Origin of the sequence: Salinarimonas chemoclinalis (assembly GCF_041514305.1) — a bacterium.
Taxonomy (GTDB): Bacteria; Pseudomonadota; Alphaproteobacteria; order Rhizobiales; family Beijerinckiaceae; genus Salinarimonas; species Salinarimonas chemoclinalis.
In genome coordinates this window covers 492,099-518,393 of record NZ_JBGMWH010000001.1, presented here as the reverse complement: position 1 = coordinate 518,393, position 26,295 = coordinate 492,099, and the positions used below count along the sequence as shown (strand labels likewise).

The following is a 26,295-nucleotide window of genomic DNA, read 5'->3' as shown; positions in this document are numbered from 1 at the left end:
GGCGGACCGGATGCGATGCGGCTCCTCGCGTTGACTTTCCGCCCCCCATCCTCCATAAGCCGCCCGACTGGAGCGGCGCTCCGCGCGAGCGGCGCCCGTTCCCCTTTGCATCATGCCGAGCAGCGGGCGTCGCGCGAGGGTCTCTCGGACCCTGTCCGCGCGACACGACGAACGAGCCCCGCGAGACGCGACAGAAGAACCGAGCGGAGACGAGGCCGTGAAGAGGACGTATCAACCCAGCAAGCTCGTGCGCAAGCGCCGTCACGGATTCCGTGCGCGCATGGCGACCGTCGGCGGCCGCAAGGTGATCGCCAACCGTCGCTCGAAGGGACGCAAGCGCCTCTCCGCCTGAGCGGACGAGGGCGGTGGGGGGCGAACGGGCGATGCGCGGAACCAACGACGCGCCGCGTGCCGGTCGCCTGACGAAACGACGGGAGTTCGTCGCGGCGGCCTCGGGCCGCCGTTTCCATTCCGAGCGCATGACGGTGCAGGGCCTCTTGCGCGAGGACGACGCGCCGCTGCGCGTCGGCTTCACGGTGACGAAGAAGGTCGGCAACGCGGTCGAGCGCAACCGCATCAAGCGTCGGTTGCGCCATGCGACCCGCGATGCGCTCGCGCGCGAGGCGAGCGGGCCGCACGGAGCGCGCGCCGATGCGCGGCACGACGTCGCGGCGGAGCCCGCCCCCGAGGCGCCGCGCCCGCCCGATCCGCTTCCCCCGGCGGACGTCGTCGTGATCGCCCGGCGCCCGGCGCTCGCGGCGCCGTATTCCTCCCTCATTGACGATTTCGCGCGCGCCCTCCACGTGGTGACCAAGCCCGGCGGCGCGCGGCCCGACCGTGGAGGTGCCCCGCGCGGGCGCCGCCGCGGCAGCGGCACGAGCCGGCGCGACGCGCCTCCCCCCGGCAATCCCGAAGCGACCCCGTAGAGCTCCATGCGCGACGAAGATTCCCGCAACCTGATCCTGGCGATCGTCCTCTCGGTGATCGTGTTCGTCGCCTGGACGTATTTCTACGCGGCGCCGCAGGCGCAGCGCGAGGCCGAGCTCGCGGCCCAGCGCGCGGAGCTGTCCGCCCAGGAGGCACCGCAGCCGAACCTGCCGCTGCCGACGGACGGCGGCCTCGCTCCGGGCGCACCCGCACCCTCGCTTTCGCCGGGGGGCGTCCCCGCCGCCACGCGCGAGGCGGCGGTCGCCGCGGCCCCGCGCCTGCCGATCTCGACGCCGTCCAAGGAGGGATCGATCAACCTGCGCGGCGCGCGCATCGACGACCTGATCCTGAAGGACTATCGGGAGACCCCCGATCCGAGCTCCGCACCGATCGTGCTGCTCTCCCCCACCGGCAGCGCGAACCCGTACTATGCCGAGTTCGGCTGGATCGGCAGCGGGGAGGTGCCCGGCGGGCTGCCCGATGCGCAGACGGTCTGGGAGACGGACGCGCAGGCACTCACGCCGACGAGCCCGGCGACGCTCACCTGGACGAACGAGGCGGGAATCGTCTTCGAGCGGATCGTCTCGGTGGACGAGGACGCGCTGTTCACGATCGAGGACCGTGCGCTCAACGCCACCGGCGAGCCGATCACGCTGTTCCCCTACGGCCTCGTCTCGCGCCACGGCATGCCGGACGTGCTCGGCTACTTCGTGATCCACGAGGGCTTCATCGGCGTCCTGGGCGACGCCGGGCTCCAGGAATGGAGCTACGACAACGTCCTCGATGCGGACCGGCTGCGCCAGGGCGTGAGCGGCGAGGTCTGGCGCGACGTCGTCGGCGGCGGCTGGGTGGGCATCACCGACAAGTACTGGGCCACCGCGATCGTCCCCGACCAGGACAGCGCCTTCACGGGTCGCTATACCGCCGAGAGCGCCGGCGGCCCGCCGGTCTTCCAGGCCGATTCGCTCGGCGCGGCGCGGATCGTCGCCCCCGGCGAGACCGCGACCTCGACGAAGCGCCTCTTCGCCGGCGCCAAGCAGGTCGACGTGGTGGACGGCTATGCCGACACCTTCGGCATTCGTCAGTTCGACCTGCTGATCGATTGGGGCTGGTTCTACTTTATCACCAAGCCGATGTTCTATGCGCTGGACTTCTTCTTCAAGATGTTCGGCAACTTCGGCGTGGCGATCCTGATCGTGACGGTGCTGCTGAAGATCCTCTTCCTGCCGCTCGCCAACAAGTCCTACGCCTCGATGGCGAAGATGAAGGCCGTGCAGCCGGAGATGATGGCCATCCGGGAGCGCTATGGCGACGACCGGATGAAGCAGCAGCAGGAGCTGATGGACCTCTACAAGCGCGAGAAGATCAACCCGATCGCCGGTTGCTGGCCGGTGCTGATCCAGATCCCGGTCTTCTTCGCGCTCTACAAGGTCCTGTTCGTCACGATCGAGATGCGACATGCGCCGTTCTTCGGCTGGGTGCAGGACCTCGCCGCGCCGGATCCGACGTCCCTGTTCAACCTCTTCGGGCTCCTGCCGTTCTCCACACCGGCGCTGCTCACGGTCGGCGTCTGGCCGATCCTCATGGGCCTGACGATGTTCGTCCAGATGAAGATGAACCCCGAGCCGCCGGATCCGATCCAGAAGGCCGTGTTCACCTGGATGCCGGTGATCTTCACCTTCATGCTGGCCTCGTTCCCGGCGGGCCTGGTCATCTACTGGGCGTGGAACAATTTCCTCTCCGTCCTCCAGCAGGGCTTCATCATGCGCCGCCACGGCGTGAAGATCGAGCTGTGGGACAACATCAAGAAGATGCTCGGTGGCGGGAGGGCCGCCGCCAAGGGGTGAGCGACGCCCGCGCGCATGGCGGGGCGGACCGTGGGGGCGGCCCGGCCCGGCCGCCCTTCCGCATGCGCGTGGCGCGCGCGGCCCCGCGAGAGCCGGCGCGGGCGCGCCGGCCGAGTCAGCGCCCGATCGCGCCACCCGGCGGCGGCGCGGGAGGCGGGGCGAGCCGCGGAAACCGCTCCAGGCGGTCGATCCGCTGGCGGAGCTGCCCCTCCTCGAAGCTGCGCTGGCGCTCGACCTCGCCGAGGCGTCGCTGGAGCAGCAGGTCGCGGTTGGTGCCCTCGACGACGCGCTCCGACGGACTGCGGAGCGGGAGCGGCGCCGGTCCCTGGGCGGCCGCCGGCGAGGCGATCGGCGCGAGCGCGGCGCAGGCCCCGGCGAGGGCCACGAGGAGGATGCGGTTCGTCATCCCCGTCAGATGGGGACGGCCGACCGGCCGAGCCAGGGGGGACCGCCCCGCGTTCGCGCTTCGCCCGCCCCTTCCGCCGGCGCCGTCGTCGGGGTAGATCACCCCCATGAGCACGCAGACATGAGCACGCAGACCCCCGCCCCCGTCGTCATCCTCGTCGAGCCCCAGATGGGCGAGAACATCGGCATGGCCGCGCGGGCCATGGCGAACTTCGCGCTGCCGGAAATGCGCCTCGTCGCCCCGCGCGACGGCTGGCCGAACCCTTCCGCGACAGCGACCGCCGCGGGCGCGACGCACCTGCTCGATGGGGCGCGGGTCTTCCCCGACGTGCGCGCCGCGATCGCCGACCTCGGCCTCGTGTACGCCACGACCGCGCGCGAGCGCGGGCAGATGAAGCGGGTCGTGGGTCCCCGCGAGGCGGCGGCGGAGACCCGCGCCGCCGTCGGCGGCGGCGGGCGCGTCGGCATCCTGTTCGGGCGCGAGCGCGAGGGGCTGTGGAACGACGAGATCGCGCTCGCCGACGCCATCCTCACCTTTCCCGTGAACCCCGCCTTCCCCTCGCTGAATCTGGCGCAGGCGGTGCTGCTCGTCGGCTGGGAGTGGTTCGCGCAGGGCGCCGGCGACGCCCTCCCCTTCGCCGAGGTCGAGCGCGTGCCGGCCCCGCGGGAGATGGTCGTCTCCTTCTTCGACTTCCTGGAGGCCGAGCTCGAGGCGCGCGGCTTCTACCCGCCCGAGAAGAAGACGACCATGACGCGCAACATGCGCGACATGTTCCTGCGCCGCGGCCTCTCCGAGCAGGAGGTGCGCACCTTCCGTGGCGTCGCCGCGACCCTGATGCGCCCGCCCCGCGCGGGCGGGTCCTCGGATCCCGGGGACACGCAGGGCGAGGCAGGCACCGGGGCGCGGACGTGATCCGCCTCCTCGTCCTCGATTCGGGGGTCGGCGGCCTCACCGTGCTGGACGAAATCCGCCGCGCCCGGCCCGATGCCGAGGTGCTCTACGTCGCCGACGACGCCTTCTTTCCCTACGGCGCGCTCGCCGAGGACGCGCTCGTCGCACGCGTCGTCGAGCTCGCGGCCGGGCTCTGCGAGGAGTGGCGGCCGGACGCGGTGGTGATCGCCTGCAACACCGCCTCGACGCTCGTGCTGGACCCGCTGCGCGCGCGCCTCTCGGTGCCGGTCGTCGGGACGGTGCCCGCGATCAAGCCCGCCGCCGCGGCCTCGCAGTCGAAGCGCTTCAGCGTGCTGGCGACGCCCGGGACGGCGGCGCGGGACTACACGCGCGCGCTGATCGCCGCCCACGCGGCGGGCTGCGACGTCACCCTCGTCGCCGCGCCGGCGCTCGCCGCCCACGCAGAGGCCGAGCTCGCGGGCACGCCGGTCCCCGACGAGACGCTCGCGGCGGCGATCGCGCCGTGTTTCGTCGCGCGGAACGGCACCCGCACGGACGCGGTCGTGCTCGCCTGCACACACTACCCACTGCTCGCCGCGCGCTTCGCCGGGCTCGCGCCCTGGCCGGTCGCCTGGCTCGACCCCGCCCCCGCGATCGCGCGGCGGGTGGTGAGCCTGCTCGGCGACGCCGACGGGAGCGCCCCGGCCGGGTCGGGCACGATCCGCTTCACCAGCGGGCGGGCACCGGGCGCGCCCCTCGCCCGTGCGCTCGAGGCCCGCGCTCTCGCGTTCGCGCATCGCTGATCCACTCGCCGAAGGCGAGCGCGGCCCCATTCCGAAGGTCTAGGATCGGTCGCGAGAACAAAACGCGATCGCATTGCGGCCGCGCGGCGCGAGAAAGTTAAGTCTTCCTGAATCCCGACTCTGGACAAATCCGGTGAACACGATTCTATTGTTACCGATTCGGGTAGATGCGGCACGTCTCCCCGAACGAGACGTCAACGGAATCCGAGGGGGAGTCTGCATATGGCAGGTGCAGACACCACGTGCGCATCTGCGCGCGCGGGCACGATATTGGGCGTCGCACGGTCGCTGGGTCACCCGGCGCTCGGGAGACTGGACAGGGCCGATCCCTGGCTGCGGCTCGCCGTCCCGATCCTGCTCGCCCTGTTCCTCGCGGCCCTCGTGACCAGCGCCTGGCTGCAGTCGCGCGACGGTCGGGCCGAGGCGCTCGCCAAGGCCGCGATCGAGATCGACGTGATCGCGAGCTTCGTCGCCATCGACCTCGCCCGCCTCGGCGCCGGCACCGACGACGCGCAGATCGTCGCCAGCCTCGCCGACGCCGTCCTCGACGTCCCCGAGGCGGCCCTGATCCGCGGGCGCGTGCTCGTCGTCGCGGACTCCGCCGGCACCATCAAGGCCGCCCATCCGCCGCAGGCCGTCCTCCCGGGCACGCTGATCGGGCTCCTCGGCGAGGGCCAGCCGCTCTCCGCCTTCGGCGACCGGGCCGGGGTCATGACGATCGTCGCGGCCGACGGGATGGAGGTCGTGGCGACCGTCCGCTCGGTGCCCGGCCCCGCCGGCGCGGCCGGTCCCCTGCGCATCGCCCTCCTGCAACCCGTCGAGTCGGTGCTCGCCCCCTGGCGCGCACGCGCCTCGGGCCAGATGACGCTGCTCGCCGCGACGATCGTGGTGCTCGTCGGGCTCGGCGCCGCATACTTCCTGCAGGCCAACCGCGCCCGCGCCGCCGACCACGTCTGCGAGAAGGTCTCGCGTCGCATCGACAGCGCACTCTCGCGCGGCCGCTGCGGCCTGTGGGACTGGGACATCGCCCGCGGGCGCATCTACTGGTCGGATTCGATGTACGAGCTCCTCGGCTACAAGCGCGCCGACGAGTTCATGTCCTTCGGCGACGTCAACGCGATGATCCATCCCGACGACTCCGACTTCTACGCGCTCGCCGACGAACTCGCCGCGTCCCGCGCCTCCATCGTCGACCACGAGTTCCGCATCCGCGACGCGCAGGACGACTGGGTCTGGCTGCGCGCCCGCGCCGAGCTGGTGCAGGACAAGGACGACGACGGCTGCCACCTCGTCGGCATCGCGGTGGACATCACCGAGCAACGCCGTCTGGCGGAGGCGAGCGCCGCAGCCGACATCCGCCTGCGCGACGCGGTCGACGCCATCTCCGAGGCCTTCGTGCTGTGGGACGCGGAGAACCGGCTCGTCCTGTGCAATTCGAAATTCCGCCGCCTGCACGACCTCACCCCCGAGATCGCCGCACCCGGCCGGCCCTATGCGGACGTCATGCGCTTCGGCCGCCAGCCGATCGTCGCCCACGAGATCCTGCGCGAGGAGCGCCCCGAGCGCGGCGCACGGACCTTCGAGGCCGAGCTCGCCGACGGGCGCTGGCTGCAGATCTCGGAGCGGCGTACCAACGACGGCGGCTATGTCTCGGTGGGCACCGACATCACCACGCTCAAGCGCCACGAGGAGCGCCTGCTCGACGGCGAGAAGCGGCTCAAGCAGACCATCGCCGACCTGCGCGTGTCGCGCCAGACGCTCGAGGCGCAGGCCCAGCAGCTCGCCGATCTCGCCGAGCGCTACCTCGAGCAGAAGGCCGAGGCCGAGGGCGCGAGCCGGGCCAAGTCCGAGTTCCTCGCCAACATGAGCCACGAGCTGCGCACGCCCCTCAACGCCATCATCGGCTTCGCCGAGGTGATGGAGCAGGGCGTGTTCGGCTCGCTCGGCTCGCCGCGCTACGCGGACTATTGCAAGGACATCCGCTCCTCCGGCGAATACCTGCTCTCGGTCATCAACGACATCCTCGACATGTCGCGCATCGAGGCCGGACGCATCAAGCTCGAGAAGCGCGACATCATGCTGCCCGAGGTGGTGGATCGCGCGACGCGGATGGTGGCGGAGCTCGCCCGCTCGAAGGGTCTCTCCCTCGTCGTCGACGCGGAGGCGCAGGCGCAGCTCTTCGCCGACGAGCGCGCGATCCAGCAGATCCTGGTCAACCTCCTGCAGAACGCCGTCAAGTTCACCCCCGAGCACGGCCGCATCGTGGTGCGCACCCGCGTCGTCGGCGAGGCGGTGAACATCTACGTCGAGGACACCGGCATCGGCATCCCCAACGACGCCATGAAGCGGATCGGGCGGCCGTTCGAGCAGGTCGAGACGGAGTATTCCAAGACCTACCAGGGCTCGGGGCTCGGCCTCGCCATCGCCAAGTCGCTCGCCGAGCTGCACGGCGGCTCGCTGCGCATCCGCTCGCAGGTCTCCGTGGGCACGGTGGTCATGGTCCACGTCCCGCTCAACGGCGGGCACGCCCTGTCCCGCGCCGCGTGACGGGCACAAGCGGGAATCTCACCCGCGCTCCTCGATCATCTCGACGAAGCGCGAGACGATCGCCGGGTCGAGCTTTCCATCCTCGGTCATGCCTCGCAGGATGGCGACGGCCTGGGCGTGCGGCATCGGGGTCTTGTAGGGGCGGTCCTCGACGAGGGCCGTGAAGATGTCGACGACGGTCATCAGCCGCACGATGTCGGGAATGCCCTGCTCCTTCAGGCCGTCGGGATAGCCGCTGCCGTCGAGGTACTCGTGGTGGTGGCGCACGACGCGCAGGATTTCCGGGGCGACCGGGTGGGACGCGTTCTTGAGGAGCCGCTCGCCCTCGCTGGGATGCGCACGCACCGCGACGAGTTCCTCGGGGTCCAGCCGGCCCGGCTTGTCGAGCACCTCCAGCGGCACGATGGCCTTGCCGATGTCGTGCAGGAGGGCGGCCTCGACGACGAGAGCCAGCTCCGCGCGGCCGAGCCCGAGATGCAGGCCGAACAGCGCCGCATTCATCGCGACGCTGAGCGAGTGCCGCAATGTCGCGCTGTGGTGGCGCTCGATGTCGCGCACGAAGGACGCGAGCGTGGCGTCGGCGGCGGCCGCCACCTTCAGCGCGGAGACGAAGCAGCGGCTCGCCGACGCGAAGGGCGCGACGGCGATCGGTCGCCCGGCGGAGACGTCGGCGAAGGCGTCTGTCAGCGCGAGGATCGCGGCCGAGACGCCTCCGGCGAGAGGCGTGTCCACAGGCGCTCGGAGGGACGCGAGCGCGGCCTCGATCGCCGTGGGCGACAGCGGCCGCACGAGGATCGGCCGGGCGGAGAACCGTGGGTCGGCGGAGAGGATGCGCGCGGTCTCGGCGTCGGCCACGAACACGGTCGGGACGCCGTCGAGCCGTGCATAGGACGCGATGGCCGCCTCGACATCGGCGACCTGGCGCAGGTCCGCCTCGACGATGGCGGAGGCGATGGAGGAGACGATCGCCGGGCCGACGTGCCGGGGCCGTACGCACAGCACCGACCGCCCGCGCAGCGCCGTCGCGACGTCCGACGCCATCCGCCCCGTGTCGCTGACGACGAGGATCGTGGTGCCCGACGCGCTTCCCGGGACCGCATCGGCCACGGCCGCCGCGACGCCTCTCGAGAATGCTCGGTCACCTCCCGTCACGAACGCCTCCCCGGGGCCATGGGCCATCGCGGCATGCTTAGCGGGGAACCGTGAAGAAACGCCTTCGCGAATGGTGGAGGCACGATCCGGGATCGCGCGTGCGTCGCACGGGCGGGGCGCGCCGCGGCGGCGGGCGAGGGATCGAACGGCTCCGCTCGGGCGTTGCGCCGATGAACCCCTCATCGACGCCGGAGACGCCGACCATGCGCCTGCTCACGCCCTTCGCCCTCGCTCTCGCCGCAACCCTCGGCGCCGCCGCGCCTTCGCTCGCGCAGGACGCGCCGCGCGATCCCTTCGTGTGGAGCGATCCGGACACCGGCTGCACCTATCTCGTGGCGCCCGGCACCGGCCTCACGCCGCGCCTGCGGGCGGAAGGCGTCCCCGACTGCCCGGACGCGGACGTGCGCGTCGGCGAGAGCTTCGAGCGCACGCTCCGCGAGGGCGGCGAGGCGCTGGGCGGCGCCCTGCGCAGCCTGGGCGACCGGCTGGAGACCGAGGCGCAGTGAGGAGCCTCACTCCGGCAGGTTGAGGCGGATGTGCAGCTCGCGCAACTGCTTCGCCGTCACGTCGGAGGGCGCGCCCATCAGCAGGTCCTCGGCCCGCTGGTTCATGGGGAAGAGCACGACCTCGCGTAGGTTCTGCTCGCCGCACAGCAGCATGACGATGCGGTCGATGCCCGGCGCGATCCCGCCGTGGGGCGGTGCGCCCAGCGAGAGCGCGCGCAGCATGCCGCCGAACTTCGCCTCGAGCACGTCCTCGCCGTAGCCCGCGAGCCCGAAGGCCTTCCTCATGATCTCCGGACGGTGGTTACGGATGGCGCCCGAGGACAGCTCGATGCCGTTGCAGACGATGTCGTACTGGAAGGCCGTGATTCCGAGGATCTCGTCCGCGTCCGCCGGGTTCAGCGCCAGGAACGCCTCACGGTCGTAGTTCGGCATCGAGAACGGGTTGTGGGAGAACTCGATCTTCCGGTTCTCCTCGTCCCACTCGTACATGGGGAAGTCGGTGATCCAGCAGAAGGCGTACTGATCGGCGTCGATCAGGCCGAGCTCGTTGCCGATGCGCGTGCGCGCCTTGCCGGCGAGCGCGACCGCCTTCGCCTCGTCGCCGGCGGAGAAGAACACGGCGTCGCCCGCCCCCACCTGCACGGCGGCGGCGATGGCGGCGAGCGCGTCCGCGGGGATGAACTTCGCGATCGGCCCCTTGCCGACGAGCGCGCCGTTCTCCTCCTCGAGGACGACGTAGCCGAGCCCGGCCGCCCCCTCGCCCCGCGCCCACTCGTTCAGCTTGTCGAAGAACGACCGCGGCTGCGTCGCCGCTCCCGGCGCCGGGATCGCGCGCACGATGCCGCCGTGCTTCACCAGCGTCTTGAAGGCGTTGAAGGTGACGTCCTCGCGGGCGAAGACGTCCGTCACGTCGGCGAGGACGAGCGGGTTGCGCAGGTCCGGCTTGTCGACGCCGTACTTCAGCATCGCGTCCGCGTAGGGAATGCGCGGGAAGACGGGCGTCACGCGCCTCCCCTCCGCGAATTCCTCGAAGAGCCCGCGCAGCACCGGCTCCACCGCCTGGAAGACGTCCTCCTGCGTGACGAAGCTCATCTCGACGTCGAGCTGGTAGAACTCGCCCGGCGAGCGGTCGGCGCGCGCGTCCTCGTCGCGGAAGCAGGGCGCGATCTGGAAGTAGCGGTCGAAGCCCGACATCATGACGAGCTGCTTGAACTGCTGGGGCGCCTGCGGCAGCGCGTAGAACTTGCCCGGATGCAGCCGCGAGGGCACCAGGAAGTCGCGCGCGCCCTCGGGCGAGGAGGCCGTGAGGATCGGCGTCTGGAACTCGAAGAAGCCCTGGTCCTTCATGCGCCTGCGCACCGAATCGATGATCGCCCCGCGCTTCATGATGTTGGCGTGCAGCTTCTCGCGCCGCAGGTCGAGGAAGCGGTACTTGAGCCGCGTCTCCTCGGGGTAGTCCTGGTCTCCGAACACCGGCATCGGCAGCTCGGCCGCGGGGCCCAGCACCTCGAGTTCGGCGATGTAGACCTCGACCGCGCCGGTGGGCAGGTCCGGGTTCTCGGTGCCTGCGGGTCGCTTCTTGACCTTGCCGTCGACACGGATGACCCATTCCGACCGGCAGGTCTCGGCGGCGCGGAAGGCGGCGCTGTCGGGGTCCACCACGACCTGGGTGATGCCGTAATGGTCGCGCAGGTCGATGAACAGTACGCCGCCGTGGTCGCGGATGCGGTGGCACCACCCGGAGAGCCGCACCGTCTCGCCGACGTCGCTCTCGCGCAGGCCGGCGCAGGTGTGGGTGCGGTAGCGATGCATCGCGGCGGCGCTGGGGGCGGACATGGATCGACCCTCGTTCACGGGGAATGGACCGCGCGCACCATTCATGCGGGCGGGGGGATGTCAAGCAAGGCGGGGACGCGCCCGCGGCGTCAGCGGCCGGGCGCGATCGGGTTCCAGCTCGTGACGCCGCGGAAGAGCTGGCGCACGAAGCTCTGCTCGGCGCCGCCGGTCGGCGTCTGGCGGGAGACGAAGTCGAAGATCACGCCGTCCTCCAGCCCGTAGAGCGCCTTGCGCTCGACGCGCAGCTGCGGTGTGAAGTAGATCGCCGCCACCCGCTGGTCGACGACCTCCTGGCGCATGAAGGCGGCCCGGCGGCGCGCCGTCTGGCTGATGTAGTACCAGGACTGGTTCCCGACCGTGGAGACGGTGGAGGGCGTGCCCATCAGCTCGAGCACCTGCTGGGCGTTCATGCCCGGCGTGACCTGCTCGAGCGCCGCATCGTCGAGGATGTAGCCGCGCTGGAACTCCTCGGAGATCGGCGCGATCGTCTGATTGCAGCCCGCGAGCACGGCGGCGGCGGTTCCCGCGGCGACGAGGCCGAGGAGGCGGCGGCGGGTGATCTGCGGGGCGTCGGGACGCTTGGAGGCACGCATGGGGGGCGGATCCGGGTCGGGCTGCGGCACGAGGAAGCTTGCGCCGCGCCGGCATGATGGCTTAACCCCGACCTAGACCCTTTGGCAAGGCGCGACAACCCGAGCGAGGCCGATGATCATGCGTTTCTTCCGGCGCGACCGGCGCCGCGAGCTCGTCGAGGGGCTCTACACGCGCATCGCCCAGGCGTCGCGCCAGCCGGGGCTGTACGTCGATGCGGGCGTGCCGGACACGGTGGAGGGGCGCTTCGAGTCGCTCTCGCTCCACATCGTCCTGACCTTCCGGCACTTGCGCACGCTGCCCGAGCCGGCGGCGGACGTGAACCAGGATCTCGCGGACGCGCTGTTCCGGGCGCTGGACCAGTCGCTGCGCGAAATGGGCGTGGGCGACCTCTCGGTGCCCAAGAAGATGAAGACGCTGGCGGAGGCCTTCTACGGCCGCGCCCGCGCCTACGACCCGCTGCTCGACGCCCGCGACTCGGAGGGACTCGCGCTGGCCCTCCAGCGCAACGTCACCGGCGGGGAGGATCCCGCGCGGCGCCTCGCCGCCTACGCGCTCGAGGCGCAGGATCGGCTGGCGGCCCAGGATCTCGATGCGATCCTCGCCGCGGGCCCGGTCTTTCCCACGATCGCCCCATCCAACGAGGCAGGAGGACAGACATGACGAACGACGCCCTTCCCCTCTCGCGCCTCGTCCCCGTCGACCGGCTGCCGGCCCGGGGCGAGGTCGTGCGCGTCGAAGCGAGCGAGGACGAACGCACGGCGCTCGCGCGGGATTTCGGGCTCCCCGGCATCGCCTCGCTCGTGGGCGAGTTCCGCGTGAGCGGCGACGCGCGCCGCGCCGGGGTCACCGGCGTGGTGCGCGGCCGAGTGACGCGGACCTGCGTCGTCACGCTGGAGCCCTTCGAGGCGCAGATCACGGAGGAGGTCGACGTCGACTTCGCCCCGGCCAGCGAGCCGGCGAGCGAGGAGGAGGCGGCGCTGCGCGCGATCGATCCGCCCGACGAGATCGTCGACGGCCGGATCGACCTGGGCGCGCTCACCGCGGAATTCCTGGCGCTGGGCCTAGACCCCTATCCGCGCAAGCCCGACGCGGCGTTCGAGCCGGTGATCGAGGACGCCGACGTCTCGCCCTTCGCCGGCCTGAAGAGCATGAAGGGGCCGAAGGGCGGCGGCTGAGTGCCTGCCCTTCGGCCCCGTTCGAGGCTCGTGGTCACCCCCGCGCGACGGCGCGCGGGGAAGCGGTCGTCGTCGTCCGCCTTACGTCAGGCGAAACCGACGAGCGAGAGGATCGCGATGACGATGACGATGAGCCCGACCGCGTAGATGATGCCGTTCATGGGAAATGCCTCCGTTTCGGTGCTGCGGCATCAACACCGAGCGGGGGCGTGGCGTTCCGCCTCGTGCGGGCTCGACACGGAAGAGCCCCCGCGCGGTGACCGCGCGGGGGCTCCCGTCGTCCCGTGAGCGGTGCGGGCGCGGGGCCCGCGCCCGATCACATCTCGCGATACGTGCCGTCCTCCCAGACGTACCAAACGTAGCTCGCCTCGGTGGGGTCGCCGACGTCGTTGAAGTCGATCTCGCCCAGCACCGTGTCGAACACGCCCTCGTCGAGCGCGGAGACCACCGCGTCGAAGTCCGTCGTGCCGGCGGCCTCGACGGCGGCCTGCCACGCCTGGATCGCGGCGTAGGTGTAGAGCACGTAGCCCTCCGGGTTGACGCCGCGCTCCGAGAAGGCCGCCACGACCTCGGCGGCCGACTCGTACTTCCGCGGGTCGGGCGAGAACGTCATCATGACGCCGTTGCCGAGGTCGCCGGTGATCGACCAGAACTCGTCGGTGACGAGCGCGTCGCCGGAGACCATCTGCGCCTCGAGGCCCTGCTCGCGCATCTGGCGCAGGATGAGGCCGGCCTCGGTGTGATAGCCGCCGATGTAGACCGCGCCGATGCCCTCGGCGTTCAGGCGCGACACGAGCGCCGAGTAGTCGCGCTCGCCGGGCGTGAAGGCCTCGAACATACGCGGCGTGACGCCTGCTTCCTCCATGGCCTTGCGGGTCTCCTCGGCGAGGCCCTGGCCGTAGGCGGTGCGATCGTGGAGGACGGCGACATTGCCCTCGGGGAAGTTCTCCGCGAGGTAGCCGCCGGCCACCACGCCCTGCTTGTCGTCGCGGCCGCAGACGCGGTAGATGCCGGGGCCCGGGCGATCGTCGGTGAAGGCGGGGTTGGTCGAGGCCGGGGAGATCTGGATGATGCCCTCCTCGGAATAGACCGCCGAGGCGGGGATCGAGGAGCCGGAGCAGAAGTGGCCGGCCACGAAGACCACGCCCTCGCCGGCGAACTGGTTGGCGACGTTCACCGCCTGGCGGGGATCGCAGGCGTCGTCGCCGACGACGAGCCGCAGCATCTCGCCGTTGACGCCTCCCGCGTCGTTGATCTGCTCCACCGCCATCTCGGCGCCCAGCCGGAGCTGCTCGCCGAAGGAGGCGTACTGACCGGTCATCGGACCGGCGACGGCGATCACGATCTCGGCGGAGGCCGGGGCGGAGGTCGCCATCAGCGCGCCGAGCGCCACACCCGTCAACATCTTCTTGGTCATCTGTTCGTTCCCTTCTTTCGGACTTCGTATGATCCCGGGCGGAGCGCCTCGCGTCACGAGCCCCGATGAGGGCGACGTCCGCGCGCCGCAACCGCTATTTCTGCGCGTTTCGCGCAGCTTGTCGACGGCCTTTCGCCGTCATTCCGTCGCACCGCGCCCGGCCGCGCCGTCACGGGCCCGCCAGGTGAGCGGCGAGACCTGCTCGAAGCCGAAGCGGTACTGCCTCGTCATCAGCCCCGCGAGCGTGACGCGGTGGCCGAGCCAGGCGATGATCATCAGGATCGCCGTGTCGACGACGTAGTAGTGCAGGCTCAGCAGGCTGCCGCCGAACAGCGAGAAGTGGATGAAGCGCGCCGCCGCGCCCAGCAGGAACATCCACGCCCCGGCCTGCCAGTAGGGCTCCCAGCTGCGCGCGATGGCGCGGCCCGACATCCAGGCGGCGCCGCCGGCGAGCACGATCGTGACGAAGAAGAAGACCCAGAAGGACGTCTCCCAGAGAATGCCCATCGTCCCCTCCCCTCAGTGCCTGCCGCCTTCGAGGTACGCCGCGCGGACCTCCTCGCGCGCCAGGAGCTCGCGCCCGCCGCCCGTCATCGTGATGAGCCCGTTGACCATCACGTAGCCGCGGTGGGCGAGCTTGAGCGCGTGATAGGCGTTCTGCTCGACGAGGAAGACGGTGAGCCCGTCCTCCTGGTTGAGCGTCCTGAGGCTCTCGAAGATCTGCTTGACGATGAGCGGCGCGAGGCCGAGCGAGGGCTCGTCGAGCAGCAGCAGCTTCGGGCGGCTCATCAGCGCGCGGGCGATGGCGAGCATCTGCTGCTCGCCGCCCGACAGCGTGCCGCCGCGCTGGTGCATGCGCTCCTTCAGCCGCGGGAAGAAGGCGAAGACCTTCTCGAGATCGGACTGGAAATGGGTGCCGTCGGTGATGGCGGCGCCCATCTGCAGGTTCTCGTAGACGGTCATGCGCGGGAAGATGCGCCGCCCCTCCGGAGACTGCGCGATCGAGAGCCGCGCGATCTTGTGCGTGGGCATCCGCGTGATGTCCTCGCCCATGTAGACGATGCGGCCGTCGCGCGCCTGCGGCTTGCCGAAGATCGTCATCATCAGGGTCGACTTGCCGGCGCCGTTGGCGCCGATCAGCGTGACGATCTCGCCCTGGTTGACCTGCACGTCCACCCCGCGCAGGGCGACGATGTTGCCGTAGTAGGTCGTGACGCCGGAGACGTCGAGCATCGGCTCGCTCATTGCCCCACCTCCGCCTCGACCGCGTCCACCTCCTCGTCGTCGACGCCCAGGTAGGCCGCGATGACCTTGGGGTCGTTCTTGACGAAGTCGGGCACGCCGTCGGAGATCTTCTTGCCGTAGTCGAGCACCACCACGTGATCCGAGATCTCCATGACGACGCTCATGTCGTGCTCGATGAGGAGCAGCGAGGTCTCGCCCTCGGCCTTGATCCCGAGGAGCAGCTCGTTGAGCTGGGCGGACTCGCGCGGGTTGAGGCCCGCCGCCGGCTCGTCGAGGCACAGGAGCACGGGATCGGAGCACATCGCGCGCGCGATCTCGAGCCGACGCTGGTCGCCGTAGGGCAGGCTCGCGGCCGGTTCGTCCGCCCGATGCAGCAGGTTGATGCGCTCGAGCCAGGCGACGGACCGCTCGATGGCCCGCGCCTCGGCCCGGCGGTAGCGCGGCGCGCCGACGAGGCCGAGGAAGGTGAAGCCCGATGCCCGCATGAGGGTGTGGTGCTGCGCCACCATCAGGTTCTCGAGCACCGTCATGCCGCCGAACAGGCGGATGTTCTGGAAGGTGCGCGCCACCTTCGCCTTGGCGTTGACGTCGTGGTCCGCCATGCGCTCGAGCAGGAAGAGCGCCGCGCCGTCCCCCTCCCACGACTGCAGCGGAGAGGCGGTCAGCCGGTCGATCTGGGCATAGGCGGAGGCCGAGCCGTGGGAGAGGGCCATGCGCCCCTCGGTCGGCTTGTAGAAGCCGGTGATGCAGTTGAACACCGTCGTCTTGCCGGCGCCGTTGGGCCCGATGAGGGCCGTGATGTCGCCGCGCCGCGCCTCGAACGAGAGATCGTCCACGGCGACGAGGCCGCCGAAGCGCATCGTCAGGTGATCGATGCGCAGGATGGTGTCGGTCGCTCCCGCCATCAGCCGTGCCCCTGCGAGACCATGTCGGCACCCACCGTCTTGCGCTCCTTCAGGTAGACCGAGGGCGCCCGCGCGGAGACGAGGCCGCGGGGACGCCAGACCATGATGAGGACCATCATCGCCCCGAAGACGAGCATGCGGTACTGCTCGAACTCGCGGAAGTACTCGAACCCGCCGATCATCACCACGGCGGCGATGGCAACGCCGAGTTGCGACCCCATGCCGCCCAGCACCACGATGGCGAGGATCAGCGCCGACTCGATGAAGGTGAAGCTCTCGGGCGAGATGAAGCCCTGGCGGGTGGCGAAGAAGGCGCCGGCGAGGCCGCCGAAGCCCGCGCCGATGGCGAAGGCCGTGAGCTTGGTGCGCACGATCGACAGGCCGAGCGAGCGGCAGGCGATCTCGTCCTCGCGCATGGCCTCCCAGGCCCGCCCGATGGGCAGCTTGCGCAGCCGCACGCTGACGAAATGCGTGACGAAGGCGAGCACCAGGATGACGTAGTAGAGGAAGATGATCCGATGCATCGACGAGAAGTCGAGCCCGAAATAGTCCGCGAAGCCGCCCTCACCGCGGGAGAACTCCAGACCGAAGAAGGTCGGGCGCGGGATCTGGCCGATGCCGTTGGGGCCGCCGGTGAACTCCGACCAGTTGAGCAGCACCACGCGTATGATCTCGCCGAAGGCGAGCGTCACGATGGCGAGATAGTCGCCCCTCAGCCGCAGCACGGGGAAGCCGAGGATGATGCCCCAGAAGCAGGCCAGGATGAAGGCGAGCGGCAGGCAGACCCAGAAGCCGAGGTCGAAATAGGTCGCGAGCAGCGCGTAGGAGTACGCCCCCACCGCGTAGAAGGCGACGTAGCCGAGGTCGAGCAGGCCCGCGAGGCCGACGACGATGTTCAGTCCCCAGCCCAGCATGACGTAGGTGAGGACGAGCGTGCCGAGGTCGACGTGGTAGCGCCCCACGCCCGGCAGCAACGGAAGCGTCAGCGCCACCAGGATCAGCGCCGCGCCGACGGCGGTGCCGACGAAGCCCGAGTACTTCCTCAGGCCGATCGGCATCAGGTCGTCGATCTTGCCGCCCGGCCTGCGCCAGATCGTGAGGTTGAGCAGGAGCCGGCCGACGAAGACGATGCCGACCGCCCAGAGCACGCGCTCCCAATGCGGCTCGAGCACCAGCCCGCCGGGCGCCTGCTCGGTCTTGAGCCCCATGATCACGCCGAACAGGCCGAGAGCGATCAGCGCGGAGAACACGGCGTCCTTCAGCACGTGGGCGACGTCGATCCCGCCGGGCCTCGGCGGCTCGGTCGTCGCGGACGGTTTCCCGTGGGTTCCCGACGCCTCCTTGGTCAACGCCGTCATCAGACCTTCTCCACCTCGGGCTTGCCGAGGAGACCCGTCGGCAGGAAGATGAGCACGATCGCGAGGATGGCGAAGACCGCCACGTCCTTGTACTCGCTCGAGAAGTAGCCCGCCCAGAAGGCCTCGATGAGCCCGATCAGCAGGCCGCCGAGCATGGCGCCGGGCAGCGAGCCGATCCCGCCCAGCACCGCGGCGGTGAAGGCCTTGACGCCCGCGATGAAGCCGATGAAGAAATCGACCACGCCGTAGTACATCAGGAACATCGTCCCGGCCACGGCGGCGAGCGCCGCACCCATCACGAAGGTCAGCGAGATCGTGCGGTCGACGTCGATGCCGAGCAGCGCGGCCATCTTCTGATCCTGTTCGCAGGAGCGCTGCGCGCGGCCGAGCGACGTCTTGGCGACGATGAGCGAAAACACCGTCATCAGCACGATGGTGGTGACGATGATCAGGATCTGGATCGTCGAGATCCGCACGTCGAACAGGTCGCCCTCGTGCAGCGTGACGCCGCCGGTGAACACCGGCTGGATCGCCTTCACCCGCGCGCCCTGCACGATCTGGATGTAGTTCTGCAGCACGATCGACATGCCGATCGCCGAGATCAGCGGCGCCAGGCGGAACGAGCCGCGCAAGGGCCTGTAGGCGATCCGCTCCACGGTCCAGCCGTAGAGCGAGGAGATCAGCATGGCGAAGATCAGCACCATGACGAGCGCCAGCGGCACCGCGGTGACGCCGACCGCCAGGATCACGAGGAACGCGATCAGCGCCGAGAAGGCGCTGACCATGAACACGTCGCCATGGGCGAAGTTGATCATGCCGATGATGCCGTAGACCATCGTATAGCCGATGGCGATCAGGCCGTAGATCGAGCCGAGCGTCAGCCCGTTGATGAGCTGCTGGAGAAAATAGTCCATCTAGTCGACAGCCTCGTCCCATGGGACGTCCCGGCGCCGCGAGGCACCTGCGCATCCCGTTCCCCCGGCCGCTTTTCGCGGCCTTCTTCTCACCCGCGTCACTTAAGCCGGTCGCCGCGGCGCCGTCCATAGCCGCGTGCAAAAAAAGTGATCAGGCACGTTCATGCGGCATAACGGCCATTTCGCGGGTGTTTCCGCGGATCACTGGACCTCTCACCGCGGAATACGCGGCTGGAAGCGCGAGAGGCGAGCGCCATGCGACGCTCGCCCCTCGACCAAATCTCGATTCGACGTGGCACGCCGCCCACCACGGGCGGCCGCCGACGGTCGGCTCAGTCGTCGCCCTCGAGGCCGCCGATGTGCTTCTGCGCGTAGAGCTGCAGACCCACCTGCTTGATCAGCTCCAGCTGCGTCTCGAGGAAGTCGATGTGACCCTCCTCGTCGGCGGCCAGCTCCTCGAACAGGTTCTTCGACACGCGGTCATTGACGCCGTCGCAGTACTTGGCGGCTTCCAGGTAGAGCGCGCGGGCCTCGACCTCGGCGGCGAGATCGGCCTCGAGCACCTCGAGCACGTTCTGACCGATGCGCAGCGGATCGAGCTCCTGCAGGTTGGGGAAACCCTCCAGGAAGATGATGCGCGTGACGAACTTGTCCGCGTGCTCCATCTCCTCGATGGATTCCTTGCGCCAATACTTGGCGAGATCCTTGTAGCCCCAATCGTCGAGCAAGCGGTAATGGAGCCAGTACTGGTTCACCGCCGTCAGCTCGCTTCGCAGGCCGCGGTTGAGATACTCGATGACCTTGGTGTCGCCCTTCATGGCTCGTCGCGTCCCTTCTCAGATTAGAACGATTCCAGGGAGCGGACTATCGGACAGAATCGAGCCCTTGGCAATGGCGGTTTCGTCGCACGAAGGGGAGAGGCGTGCCCGTCGACGCCGATCGGGCGCAGCTGCGCGGCTCAGGCGACCTTGGCGTGCTGCAGGCAGGCGGCGCCGCAGGTCTCGGTGCAGCCTTCGACCGCGTCCGCGGAGGCCTCGGCGAAGCTCGCGTTCATGATCTTGCGGATCGTCGTCGCGCAGCGCCCGCAGCGCGGGGCGCAGCCCAGGCAGCGGTAGACCTGCGCAGGCGTGCGGGGCCCACCGGCGCCGCCGTTCATGCAGGCCCTGACCTGCTGGTCCGAAAGCACGTTGCAGGAGCAGACGATCATCGTGGCGTCCAGTTTAGAGCCATTCGAAACTGCATTTCATATCAAAGACTTAGCACGGAACGGCCGAGCCCGGCAATCGGGTTTCGCCCATCCGGGACGCCCCGGAGGCGCGACCGGCGGTCGCGCGCAGCGGCGCGCTGCGCCGAGCCTTTCCGGCGCTGGTGACGGCGATCCAGGCGCTCTCACGTGCGGTGTGTGACCAGCGCTGACGGCCCGGGACGGGCGCGTTCCGCCGATCGTCACGCACGCCTGTCGTCCACCCGCCGCGGCCGCTCCGCCTCCGGCAGGTCGTCGTCGTCGAGCACGCGCAGCGCCGCGCCCTCCAGGTCCTCGTACTGGCCCTTCTTGAGGGACCACAGGAAGCCGGCGAGGCCGAGCAGGCCCAGCCCCAGCGCGATCGGGAGGAGATAGAGGATCACGTTCACGGCGCGGCCTCCTCGAGGCGAGTGCGCGGGGGGGACACGCGCCGGGGCGGCGCCGCTGCGACGGGAGGCATCCCGCGCACGCCGCCCTGCGCACGCAGGGCGTTCACCGTGACCACGATCGAGGATCCCGACATCGCGAGCGCGGCGACGAGGGGCGTCACGAACCCGGCCACCGCGATGGGCACCGCGACGAGGTTGTAGAGCGTCGCCAGCCAGAGGTTCTGGCGCATCACCGCGAGCGCGCGGCGCGTGAGCACCACCGCGTCCGCCACCGGCCCGAGGCGATCGCCGATGACGAGCGCGTCGGCGCAGGTCTGCGCGAGGTGCGAGGCGGAGATCGGCGAGAGCGAGGCGTGCGCGGCGGCGAGCGCGGGCGCGTCGTTGAGGCCGTCGCCGACCATCAGGACGCGCCGGCCCTCCTGAGTCAGGCGCTCGATGAGCGCGGTCTTGTCCCCGGGCTTCGCGCCGGCGTGCCACTCCGCGACGCCCACCGCGGCGGCGGCACGGGAGACCGGCCCCTCGCGGTCGCCGGAGACGACGAGGACGCGAAGCCCCAGCGCGGAGAGCCGCGCGACGGCTTCGGCGGCGTCCTCCCTGAGCGTCTGGCGCAGGGTGAGCACGGCGCGGCGATCGCCGAAGGCGACTGCGATCGCGGTCGCGTCCGGATCGGCTGCGAGGGCGCTCGCGGCCTCGTCGGCGGCGCCGCAGAAGTCCGCCGAGCCGAGCCGCGCCTCGACCCCGTCCAATGTCGCGAGAACGCCGCGGCCGGGCTCCTCGCGGGCGTCCGCGAGCGGGCTCGTGTCGCGGCCCTCGCGGGAGAGCGCGAGCATCAGCGCCTTGGCGAGCGGATGCGAGGAGGACTGCGCCAGCCGCGCGGCCAGCCCGACGAGATCGTCGGGCGCGTCCGCCCTGTCGGCGATACGCGCCTCGGGCGTGGTGAGCGTGCCGGTCTTGTCGAACACCACCGTGTCGCAGGCGGCGATGCGCTCGACGCCGTCGCCGGCGCCGAGGAGCACGCCGGCCTTGAACAGGGCCCCGGATACGACGACCTGCACAGCCGGCACGGCGAGGCCGAGCGCGCAGGGGCACGTGATGATCAGGACCGCGACCGCGGTGAGGATGGCGACGTGCGCGTCCGCGCCCCAGGCGAGCCAGCCGAGTGCGGTCGCGAGCGCGGTGGCGTGGACGACGGGCGAGTAGAGACGCGCCGCGCGATCCGCGATCTGCACGTAGCGCGACTTCGCGAGGAGCGCGGCGTCGAGCAGCTTGTTCACCTCGGCGACGAGCGAGCTCTCGGCGGCGGCGGTGGCGCGCACGACGAGGGCGCCGGAGACGTTGAGCGTGCCGGAATGGACGCGCGCGCCCGGGGCCACCGGCTCGTGCGCGGTCTCGCCGGTGACGAGGCTCGCGTCGATCTCGGAGGTCCCCTCCTCCACCACGCCGTCGACCGCGATGCGGTCGCCGGGGCGCACCGCGATGCGCTCGCCGGCCTTGACGGCGAGGACGGGGATCTCGGTGACGCCGCCGTCGGCGTCGATGCGCCGCGCGGTGTCGCCGCGCAGCGCCACGAGGTTGCCGGCCACCGCGCGGGTACGCTTGCGCATCGCCTGGTCGAGGACGCGGCCCGCGAGCAGGAAGGCGAGCAGCATGACCGCGGAATCGAAGTAGGCGTGCGTCGCCGAATGCGCCGTCTCCCACAGCGACACGCCCACCGCGAGCAGCACGCCGAGCGAGATCGGCACGTCCATGCCCAGCGCGCCCGCGCGGATCGAGCGGATCGCCGCCCTGAAGAAGGGCTGGCCGGAATAGGCCACGGCGGGAATGGCGATCAGCGCCGAGATCCAGTGGAAGAGGTCGCGCGTCTCGGGGTCGATGTCCGACACGTTGCCGGACCAGACCGAGACCGAGAGCAGCATGATGTTCATCGTCGCGAAGGCGGCGACGCCGAGCCGCGTGAGCAGGTCCTTCGTCTGTGCGCTCTCGAGCGCCTCCTCGCGGGACTGGGTGAACGGCCAGGCGCGGTAGCCCAGCCGCTCGAGCCGCGCGACGGCCTCGGCGGGATCGCCGTCGGCGTCGAGCTGCAGCGTCAGGCGCCGCGTCGTGTAGTTGAGCCGCGCCGCGCGCAGGCCCGGCGCGCCGGCGACGCCGTCCTCGATCTCGCGGATGCAGGCGGCGCAGGTCACGCCGTCGATCGCGAGGTCGATGCGGCAGGCGCCGTCCTGCGCCGGCGTGAGGAAGGCGGAATAGTCGATGCGGTCGGCCTTCGGCCCGATGGCCGCGAGCGCGGGGGAGACGCTCACGACGATCAATCCACGAGGATGCGGTTGCGGGAGCGGAACAGCACGTCGCCGTCCCTCGAGAGCTCGGTCACGAGCGTCCAGCGGCCCGGCCCCGGATCGCCGGTGAAGACGGCCTCGTAGCGGCCGAGCCCCGTCTCGACGATCGCGCCCGTGGCGTCCAGGCTCTTGTCGGCGGGTGCCGCGAGGCGGGCGGTCCCGGCGAGGCCCGCGAGCGGGGCGCCGTCCGTGTCGGTGACCGAGAAGGCGGCGGCGACCACGCCGTCGCCGCGGCGGGCGACCCGCACGTCGACGCTCCAGCCGCGCGCCCGCTGGGCGGCGCTCTCCGCGAGCGTCCCGTTGAACTCCTGGCTGGCGCGGTAGGCGCTGTCGACCTCGAGGCCTCGGAACGTGGAGGAGGCGATGTTGAGCAGGAAGACGTTCATCGTGAAGATGACGCCGAAGAACGCGACGAGGATGGCGAGCACCTTGCGGCCCGTGAGGGGCCTGCCGCCGGGCCTGTAGTCGTCGACGAGCCGATCGGGGGAGGTCATGGCCGTGTCGCTCCTTGAATGTCTCGACTGAGGGAATCGTCCCGCGTGAGGCCCGCGCTCAGCGGGCGGGCTGGATGAAGTGGTCGTCGGCGATCGCGGTCTCCGCCCCGTCGGGCGTGGCGAGGACGAAGGAGACGGCGCGGCTCTCCGGCCCGCCGGCGACCGGCGCCAGGGTGACGAGCACGCGCAGCTCGCGGGTGCGCGCCGGGCCGACGACGACTTCGAGCGTGTCCGGGTCGAGGTTCGTCGCGCCGATCGACTCGACCGACGCGCCGTCCAGCCCGTCGAGCGAGAGCGTGAACGTGCGCTCCTCCAGCGCCTTGTTGGCGACGCGCACCGTCCAGGCGTTGCGGATCGACCCGTCCGAGAGCAGCACGTAGACCGGGTTGCGGTCGTGCAGCGCCGAGACGTCCAGCGTCGCGCGCACCGCGAGGTGGTAGACCATGAACAGCGAGATGCCGACGATGAGAACCGCGTAGAGGATCGTGCGGGCGCGCACGATCTTCGGCTTCTCCTCGGGCAGGCCCGCCTCGCGACGCTCGAGGTTGTACTCGGAATCGTAGGCGATCAGGCCCTTGGGACGGCCGATCTTCTCCATCACGTTGTCGCAGGCGTCGATGCACAGGCCGCACTGCACGCAGCCGAGCTGGAGCCCGTCGCGGATGTCGACGCCGGTGGGGCAGACGGCCACGCACTGATTGCAGTCGATGCAATCGCCGGCCTTCTCGCCCTGCTCGACGAGCGCCTTGTTCTTCTTCATCGAGCCGCGGGGCTCGCCGCGGTCGACCTTGTAGGTGACGTTGAGCGCGTGCTCGTCGGTGAGCGCCGCCTGGATGCGCGGCCAGGGGCACATGTAGGTGCACACCTGCTCGCGCATAAAGCCGGCGAGCGTGTAGGTCGTGAAGGTGAGGATGCCGATCCAGACGTAGGCGACGGCGGGGGCCTGGAGCGTCGCGAGTTCCCACACCAGCGTCGGCGCGTCGGCGAAGTAGAGCACCCATGCGCCTCCGGTCCACCAGGCGATCATCAACCAGGTCGCGTGCTTGCCCGTCGAGCGCGCCACGCGCTCCTTCGTCCAGCCGCCGTTGTAGAGCTTGATGCGCTCGCGCCGGTCGCCCTCGAAGAAGCGCTCGACGGCCAGGAACAGGTCCGTCCACACCGTCTGCGGGCACAGGTAGCCGCACCAGACGCGGCCGGCGACCGCGTTCATCAGGAAGAGGACGAAGCTCGCGAGGATGAGCAGGCCCGTGAGGTAGACGATCTCCTGCGGCCAGATCTCGATGAAGAAGAAGTAGAAGCGCCGTGCCGGGAAGTCGATCAGCACCGCCTGGTCGGGCGCGTTCGGTCCGCGATCCCAGCGCACGAAGGGCAGCAGGTAGTAGACGCCGAGCGTCAGCACCAGCACCGCCCACTTGATGCGCCGGAACGTGCCGTCGACCTTCTGCACGTAGAGCTGCCTGCGCTTGGCGTAGAGCGGCCCCTCGATGAGGGTCTCGTCCGGGTGCCTCTCCTCGGCGTGCCTCTGCTCGGCGTGCGTCTCCTCGACGCGATGCGCGTCGCGGGTGGGGTTCGGTGCTGCCGTGTCGGCCATGGCGGGGGAGCTCGCTGATCCGTCTCGTGCCGCGCACCCTGCCCCGCCGGGACCGCCGTCGCGTTGATCGGGATCAATGGCCGCGCGCGCATGGAGAGGCGGGATGTCGCAGGCGTGAGCCTCCCGACGCTTTCGACGCGAATTGCGGAGGCGCGGTTCCAGCTACGGAAACCAAAGCGCGATCTTCCGTCTCGCATCGCGCGCCCCGATCGCATTTCACTTGACCGACTCTCACAATCCCATATCGTCCCGATAAACAACCAATAAGTGATTCGCATGACTTGCGGCGGGGGACGGCGACCATGGATCTCCAGGGCTGGGACGTCATCACGGCGAGCAACGTCGCGGCGGTGAACGCGGTTCTCGCGCACGCGACGTCGACGACGCTGCCGAAGTTCTCGTTCACGAACACGAGCCTCGCGATCACCATGACGGGCGACTTCGGACCGTGGGCGATCCAGCCCGGCGGCTCGGCGAACCGCATCAACCTGATGGTGCCGATCACGTCGGGCACGCTGAGCGCGCCGCAGTTCCGCCAGCCGATCGACCTCTCGGGCGTGCAGCCGATCCTCAACCTCGCCCTCGTCCTGGTCGAGGGCTCGAGCAACGGCACGCAGTCGCTCACCTTCTCGATCGAGACGAACTCGCCGCGCCCGGCCTCCAAGGACGGGGACGTCTACGTCGCCAACCCGGACGCGAGCGCGGGCCACGTGCTGCACGGGCGCGACCCGTCGGGCCAGGCCGAGCAGATGATCAACGACTGGTTCGGAGAGATCTTCGTCGAGAACAAGGATGAGATCTCCTTCATCTTCGCCACCGTGATCATGAACCCGCAGGGCGAGCCCTGGCTCGCGCCGAAGGCGACGGCGGTGACCTATTTCGAATCGGTCGACAAGAGCATCCAGGCGCTGGGCATCAAGTCGCTGACCCAGGCGCCCTGGGGCCCGAGCGGGCTCGCCACCGCGGTGGACCCGAGCCTGCTCGCTCGGGGCGACGACTACTTCTTCTCGATGGCGCCGGCCGTGTTCCTGAAGAACCTGCTGATGCCGTCGGTGGTGAAGGCGCTGAACGTCCCGGCCTCGACGCTGCGCTTCAACCCGCCGCCCAACGCCTCGCAGCCGACGGCCTGCTCGATCACGAACACGGCCGACATCCCGATGGGCAAGGTCCACAGCGGGGCGATCGACTACTACCCCTCGCTGACGAGCTACCAGGTTCACATCAGCGGTCAGCAGATCATCGCCACCGGCGGCGGCCGGTTCGACATCACGGGTCTGCACGACGCCTACGTGACGTTCGACAATCTCACCGTCGTCACCGAGGTGGGCTACGACCCCAAGACGCAGACCGTCACCTTCGACGTGGTGAGCCGGTCCAGCCCGAGCACCGACGAGCACATCCCCTGGTACGAGAAGGAGATCACCTGGATCATTCCGGTGATCGGCCTGATCGTCAACGCGGTGATGGACATCGTCGTCGCGACCATCGAGGACGCGGTGACGAACTCGCTGAAGAGCACCGGCCAGCTCTCGATCGACTCGATCCCGGTCGCCACCGCCGTGTGGTCCGGGCTCGAGACCTTCAAGGCGACGAACGCCGAGCTCTCCGACGCCTTCGTGATCCGCGCCACCAACCAGACGTGACCCGCGAGACGTGACCGCCGCGCGCCAGTCCGCGCCGGCGACGCCACCCGACGAGACGACCCGAAGAGACGACCCG

At 70.4% G+C, this 26,295-nt stretch carries 26 protein-coding genes; 10 read left to right on the top strand and 16 right to left on the bottom strand.

Annotation, left to right across the window (positions count from 1 at the left end; translation table 11 throughout):
- The first annotated feature begins 217 nt into the window (after nt 1-217).
- From rpmH to yidC, 3 genes are read left to right on the top strand one after another with little or no spacing between them, the layout of a single operon-like run.
- Complete coding sequence (rpmH, locus tag AB9M23_RS02365; RefSeq protein WP_011631430.1) at nt 218-352, top strand: 50S ribosomal protein L34; 135 nt, start codon at nt 218-220, stop codon at nt 350-352.
- A gap of 31 nt (nt 353-383) precedes the next feature.
- Nucleotides 384-926 (top strand): ribonuclease P protein component, encoded by a 543-nt coding sequence (gene rnpA / locus AB9M23_RS02360; RefSeq protein ID WP_372422161.1) that lies wholly within the window; start codon nt 384-386, stop codon nt 924-926.
- 6 nt (nt 927-932) lie between these two features.
- Nucleotides 933-2,774, top strand: coding sequence for a membrane protein insertase YidC (gene yidC, locus AB9M23_RS02355; protein ID WP_372422160.1), 1,842 nt, complete (start codon nt 933-935; stop codon nt 2,772-2,774).
- Nucleotides 2,775-2,889: 115 nt separating this feature from the next.
- Here the strand turns inward: yidC and AB9M23_RS02350 are convergent, their stop codons facing one another.
- Nucleotides 2,890-3,180 carry a hypothetical protein gene (locus AB9M23_RS02350; RefSeq protein WP_372422159.1) on the bottom strand — a complete coding sequence of 97 codons (291 nt, stop codon included), beginning with the start codon at nt 3,178-3,180 and terminating at the stop codon, nt 2,890-2,892.
- A gap of 120 nt (nt 3,181-3,300) precedes the next feature.
- On the opposite strand from AB9M23_RS02350, the gene AB9M23_RS02345 reads away from it, so the two are divergent.
- The 3 genes from AB9M23_RS02345 (at nt 3,301) to AB9M23_RS02335 (ending at nt 7,421) form a co-directional block, all read left to right on the top strand.
- Nucleotides 3,301-4,092 carry an RNA methyltransferase gene (locus AB9M23_RS02345; RefSeq protein ID WP_372422158.1) on the top strand — a complete coding sequence of 264 codons (792 nt, stop codon included), beginning with the start codon at nt 3,301-3,303 and terminating at the stop codon, nt 4,090-4,092.
- A complete protein-coding gene (murI, locus tag AB9M23_RS02340; RefSeq protein ID WP_372422157.1) occupies nt 4,089-4,874 on the top strand; it encodes a glutamate racemase in 786 nt (261 codons plus the stop codon). Before AB9M23_RS02345 ends, murI begins: the two co-directional genes overlap by 4 nt.
- Nucleotides 4,875-5,096: 222 nt before the next feature.
- A complete protein-coding gene (locus tag AB9M23_RS02335; protein ID WP_443726238.1) occupies nt 5,097-7,421 on the top strand; it encodes a PAS domain-containing sensor histidine kinase in 2,325 nt (774 codons plus the stop codon).
- A gap of 18 nt (nt 7,422-7,439) precedes the next feature.
- Here the strand turns inward: AB9M23_RS02335 and AB9M23_RS02330 are convergent, their stop codons facing one another.
- On the bottom strand, nt 7,440-8,528 hold the full coding sequence (locus tag AB9M23_RS02330; RefSeq protein WP_372422155.1) for an HD-GYP domain-containing protein: 1,089 nt from the start codon (nt 8,526-8,528) through the stop codon (nt 7,440-7,442).
- Nucleotides 8,529-8,776: 248 nt separating this feature from the next.
- Between AB9M23_RS02330 and AB9M23_RS02325 the strand changes: the two genes are divergently transcribed.
- Nucleotides 8,777-9,079 carry a hypothetical protein gene (locus tag AB9M23_RS02325; protein ID WP_372422154.1) on the top strand — a complete coding sequence of 101 codons (303 nt, stop codon included), beginning with the start codon at nt 8,777-8,779 and terminating at the stop codon, nt 9,077-9,079.
- 6 nt (nt 9,080-9,085) lie between these two features.
- Here the strand turns inward: AB9M23_RS02325 and aspS are convergent, their stop codons facing one another.
- Both aspS and AB9M23_RS02315 read right to left on the bottom strand, forming a co-directional pair.
- Nucleotides 9,086-10,891 (bottom strand): aspartate--tRNA ligase, encoded by a 1,806-nt coding sequence (gene aspS, locus AB9M23_RS02320; protein ID WP_372422619.1) that lies wholly within the window; start codon nt 10,889-10,891, stop codon nt 9,086-9,088.
- A gap of 113 nt (nt 10,892-11,004) precedes the next feature.
- The gene (locus AB9M23_RS02315) at nt 11,005-11,508 is read right to left on the bottom strand and encodes an outer membrane protein assembly factor BamE (RefSeq protein ID WP_372422153.1); all 504 of its coding nucleotides are present in this window, start codon (nt 11,506-11,508) and stop codon (nt 11,005-11,007) included.
- Between the two features lie 112 nt (nt 11,509-11,620).
- On the opposite strand from AB9M23_RS02315, the gene AB9M23_RS02310 reads away from it, so the two are divergent.
- Nucleotides 11,621-12,169, top strand: coding sequence for a ubiquinol-cytochrome C chaperone family protein (locus AB9M23_RS02310; RefSeq protein WP_372422152.1), 549 nt, complete (start codon nt 11,621-11,623; stop codon nt 12,167-12,169).
- Complete coding sequence (locus AB9M23_RS02305; RefSeq protein WP_372422151.1) at nt 12,166-12,684, top strand: YceD family protein; 519 nt, start codon at nt 12,166-12,168, stop codon at nt 12,682-12,684. Before AB9M23_RS02310 ends, AB9M23_RS02305 begins: the two co-directional genes overlap by 4 nt.
- Nucleotides 12,685-13,000: 316 nt before the next feature.
- Here the strand turns inward: AB9M23_RS02305 and AB9M23_RS02300 are convergent, their stop codons facing one another.
- The 12 genes from AB9M23_RS02300 to ccoG form a co-directional block, all read right to left on the bottom strand.
- The gene (locus AB9M23_RS02300; RefSeq protein ID WP_372422150.1) at nt 13,001-14,101 is read right to left on the bottom strand and encodes a branched-chain amino acid ABC transporter substrate-binding protein; all 1,101 of its coding nucleotides are present in this window, start codon (nt 14,099-14,101) and stop codon (nt 13,001-13,003) included.
- Between the two features lie 138 nt (nt 14,102-14,239).
- Nucleotides 14,240-14,608, bottom strand: a complete 369-nt coding sequence (locus tag AB9M23_RS02295) for a DUF6867 family protein (RefSeq protein WP_372422149.1) — start codon at nt 14,606-14,608, stop codon at nt 14,240-14,242.
- A 12-nt stretch (nt 14,609-14,620) separates the two neighbouring features.
- Entirely contained in the window at nt 14,621-15,346 is a 726-nt protein-coding gene (locus tag AB9M23_RS02290) for an ABC transporter ATP-binding protein (RefSeq protein WP_372422148.1), read from the bottom strand.
- Nucleotides 15,343-16,251, bottom strand: coding sequence for an ABC transporter ATP-binding protein (locus tag AB9M23_RS02285; RefSeq protein ID WP_372422147.1), 909 nt, complete (start codon nt 16,249-16,251; stop codon nt 15,343-15,345). The genes AB9M23_RS02290 and AB9M23_RS02285 overlap by 4 nt, the downstream gene beginning before the upstream one ends.
- Nucleotides 16,251-17,609, bottom strand: coding sequence for a high-affinity branched-chain amino acid ABC transporter permease LivM (gene livM, locus AB9M23_RS02280; RefSeq protein ID WP_372422146.1), 1,359 nt, complete (start codon nt 17,607-17,609; stop codon nt 16,251-16,253). Before livM ends, AB9M23_RS02285 begins: the two co-directional genes overlap by 1 nt.
- On the bottom strand, nt 17,609-18,523 hold the full coding sequence (locus AB9M23_RS02275; protein WP_372422145.1) for an ABC transporter permease subunit: 915 nt from the start codon (nt 18,521-18,523) through the stop codon (nt 17,609-17,611). The genes livM and AB9M23_RS02275 overlap by 1 nt, the downstream gene beginning before the upstream one ends.
- A 332-nt stretch (nt 18,524-18,855) precedes the next feature.
- The gene (bfr, locus tag AB9M23_RS02270; protein WP_372422144.1) at nt 18,856-19,341 is read right to left on the bottom strand and encodes a bacterioferritin; all 486 of its coding nucleotides are present in this window, start codon (nt 19,339-19,341) and stop codon (nt 18,856-18,858) included.
- A gap of 140 nt (nt 19,342-19,481) precedes the next feature.
- Nucleotides 19,482-19,730 carry a (2Fe-2S)-binding protein gene (locus AB9M23_RS02265; protein WP_372422143.1) on the bottom strand — a complete coding sequence of 83 codons (249 nt, stop codon included), beginning with the start codon at nt 19,728-19,730 and terminating at the stop codon, nt 19,482-19,484.
- A gap of 239 nt (nt 19,731-19,969) precedes the next feature.
- Entirely contained in the window at nt 19,970-20,155 is a 186-nt protein-coding gene (ccoS, locus tag AB9M23_RS02260; RefSeq protein ID WP_372422142.1) for a cbb3-type cytochrome oxidase assembly protein CcoS, read from the bottom strand.
- A complete protein-coding gene (locus AB9M23_RS02255; protein ID WP_372422141.1) occupies nt 20,152-22,455 on the bottom strand; it encodes a heavy metal translocating P-type ATPase in 2,304 nt (767 codons plus the stop codon). Before AB9M23_RS02255 ends, ccoS begins: the two co-directional genes overlap by 4 nt.
- A gap of 5 nt (nt 22,456-22,460) precedes the next feature.
- Complete coding sequence (locus AB9M23_RS02250; protein ID WP_372422140.1) at nt 22,461-22,985, bottom strand: FixH family protein; 525 nt, start codon at nt 22,983-22,985, stop codon at nt 22,461-22,463.
- Nucleotides 22,986-23,043: 58 nt separating this feature from the next.
- Nucleotides 23,044-24,576, bottom strand: coding sequence for a cytochrome c oxidase accessory protein CcoG (gene ccoG, locus AB9M23_RS02245; RefSeq protein ID WP_372422139.1), 1,533 nt, complete (start codon nt 24,574-24,576; stop codon nt 23,044-23,046).
- Between the two features lie 302 nt (nt 24,577-24,878).
- On the opposite strand from ccoG, the gene AB9M23_RS02240 reads away from it, so the two are divergent.
- Nucleotides 24,879-26,219 (top strand): TULIP family P47-like protein, encoded by a 1,341-nt coding sequence (locus AB9M23_RS02240; RefSeq protein WP_372422138.1) that lies wholly within the window; start codon nt 24,879-24,881, stop codon nt 26,217-26,219.
- Nucleotides 26,220-26,295 lie beyond the last annotated feature (76 nt).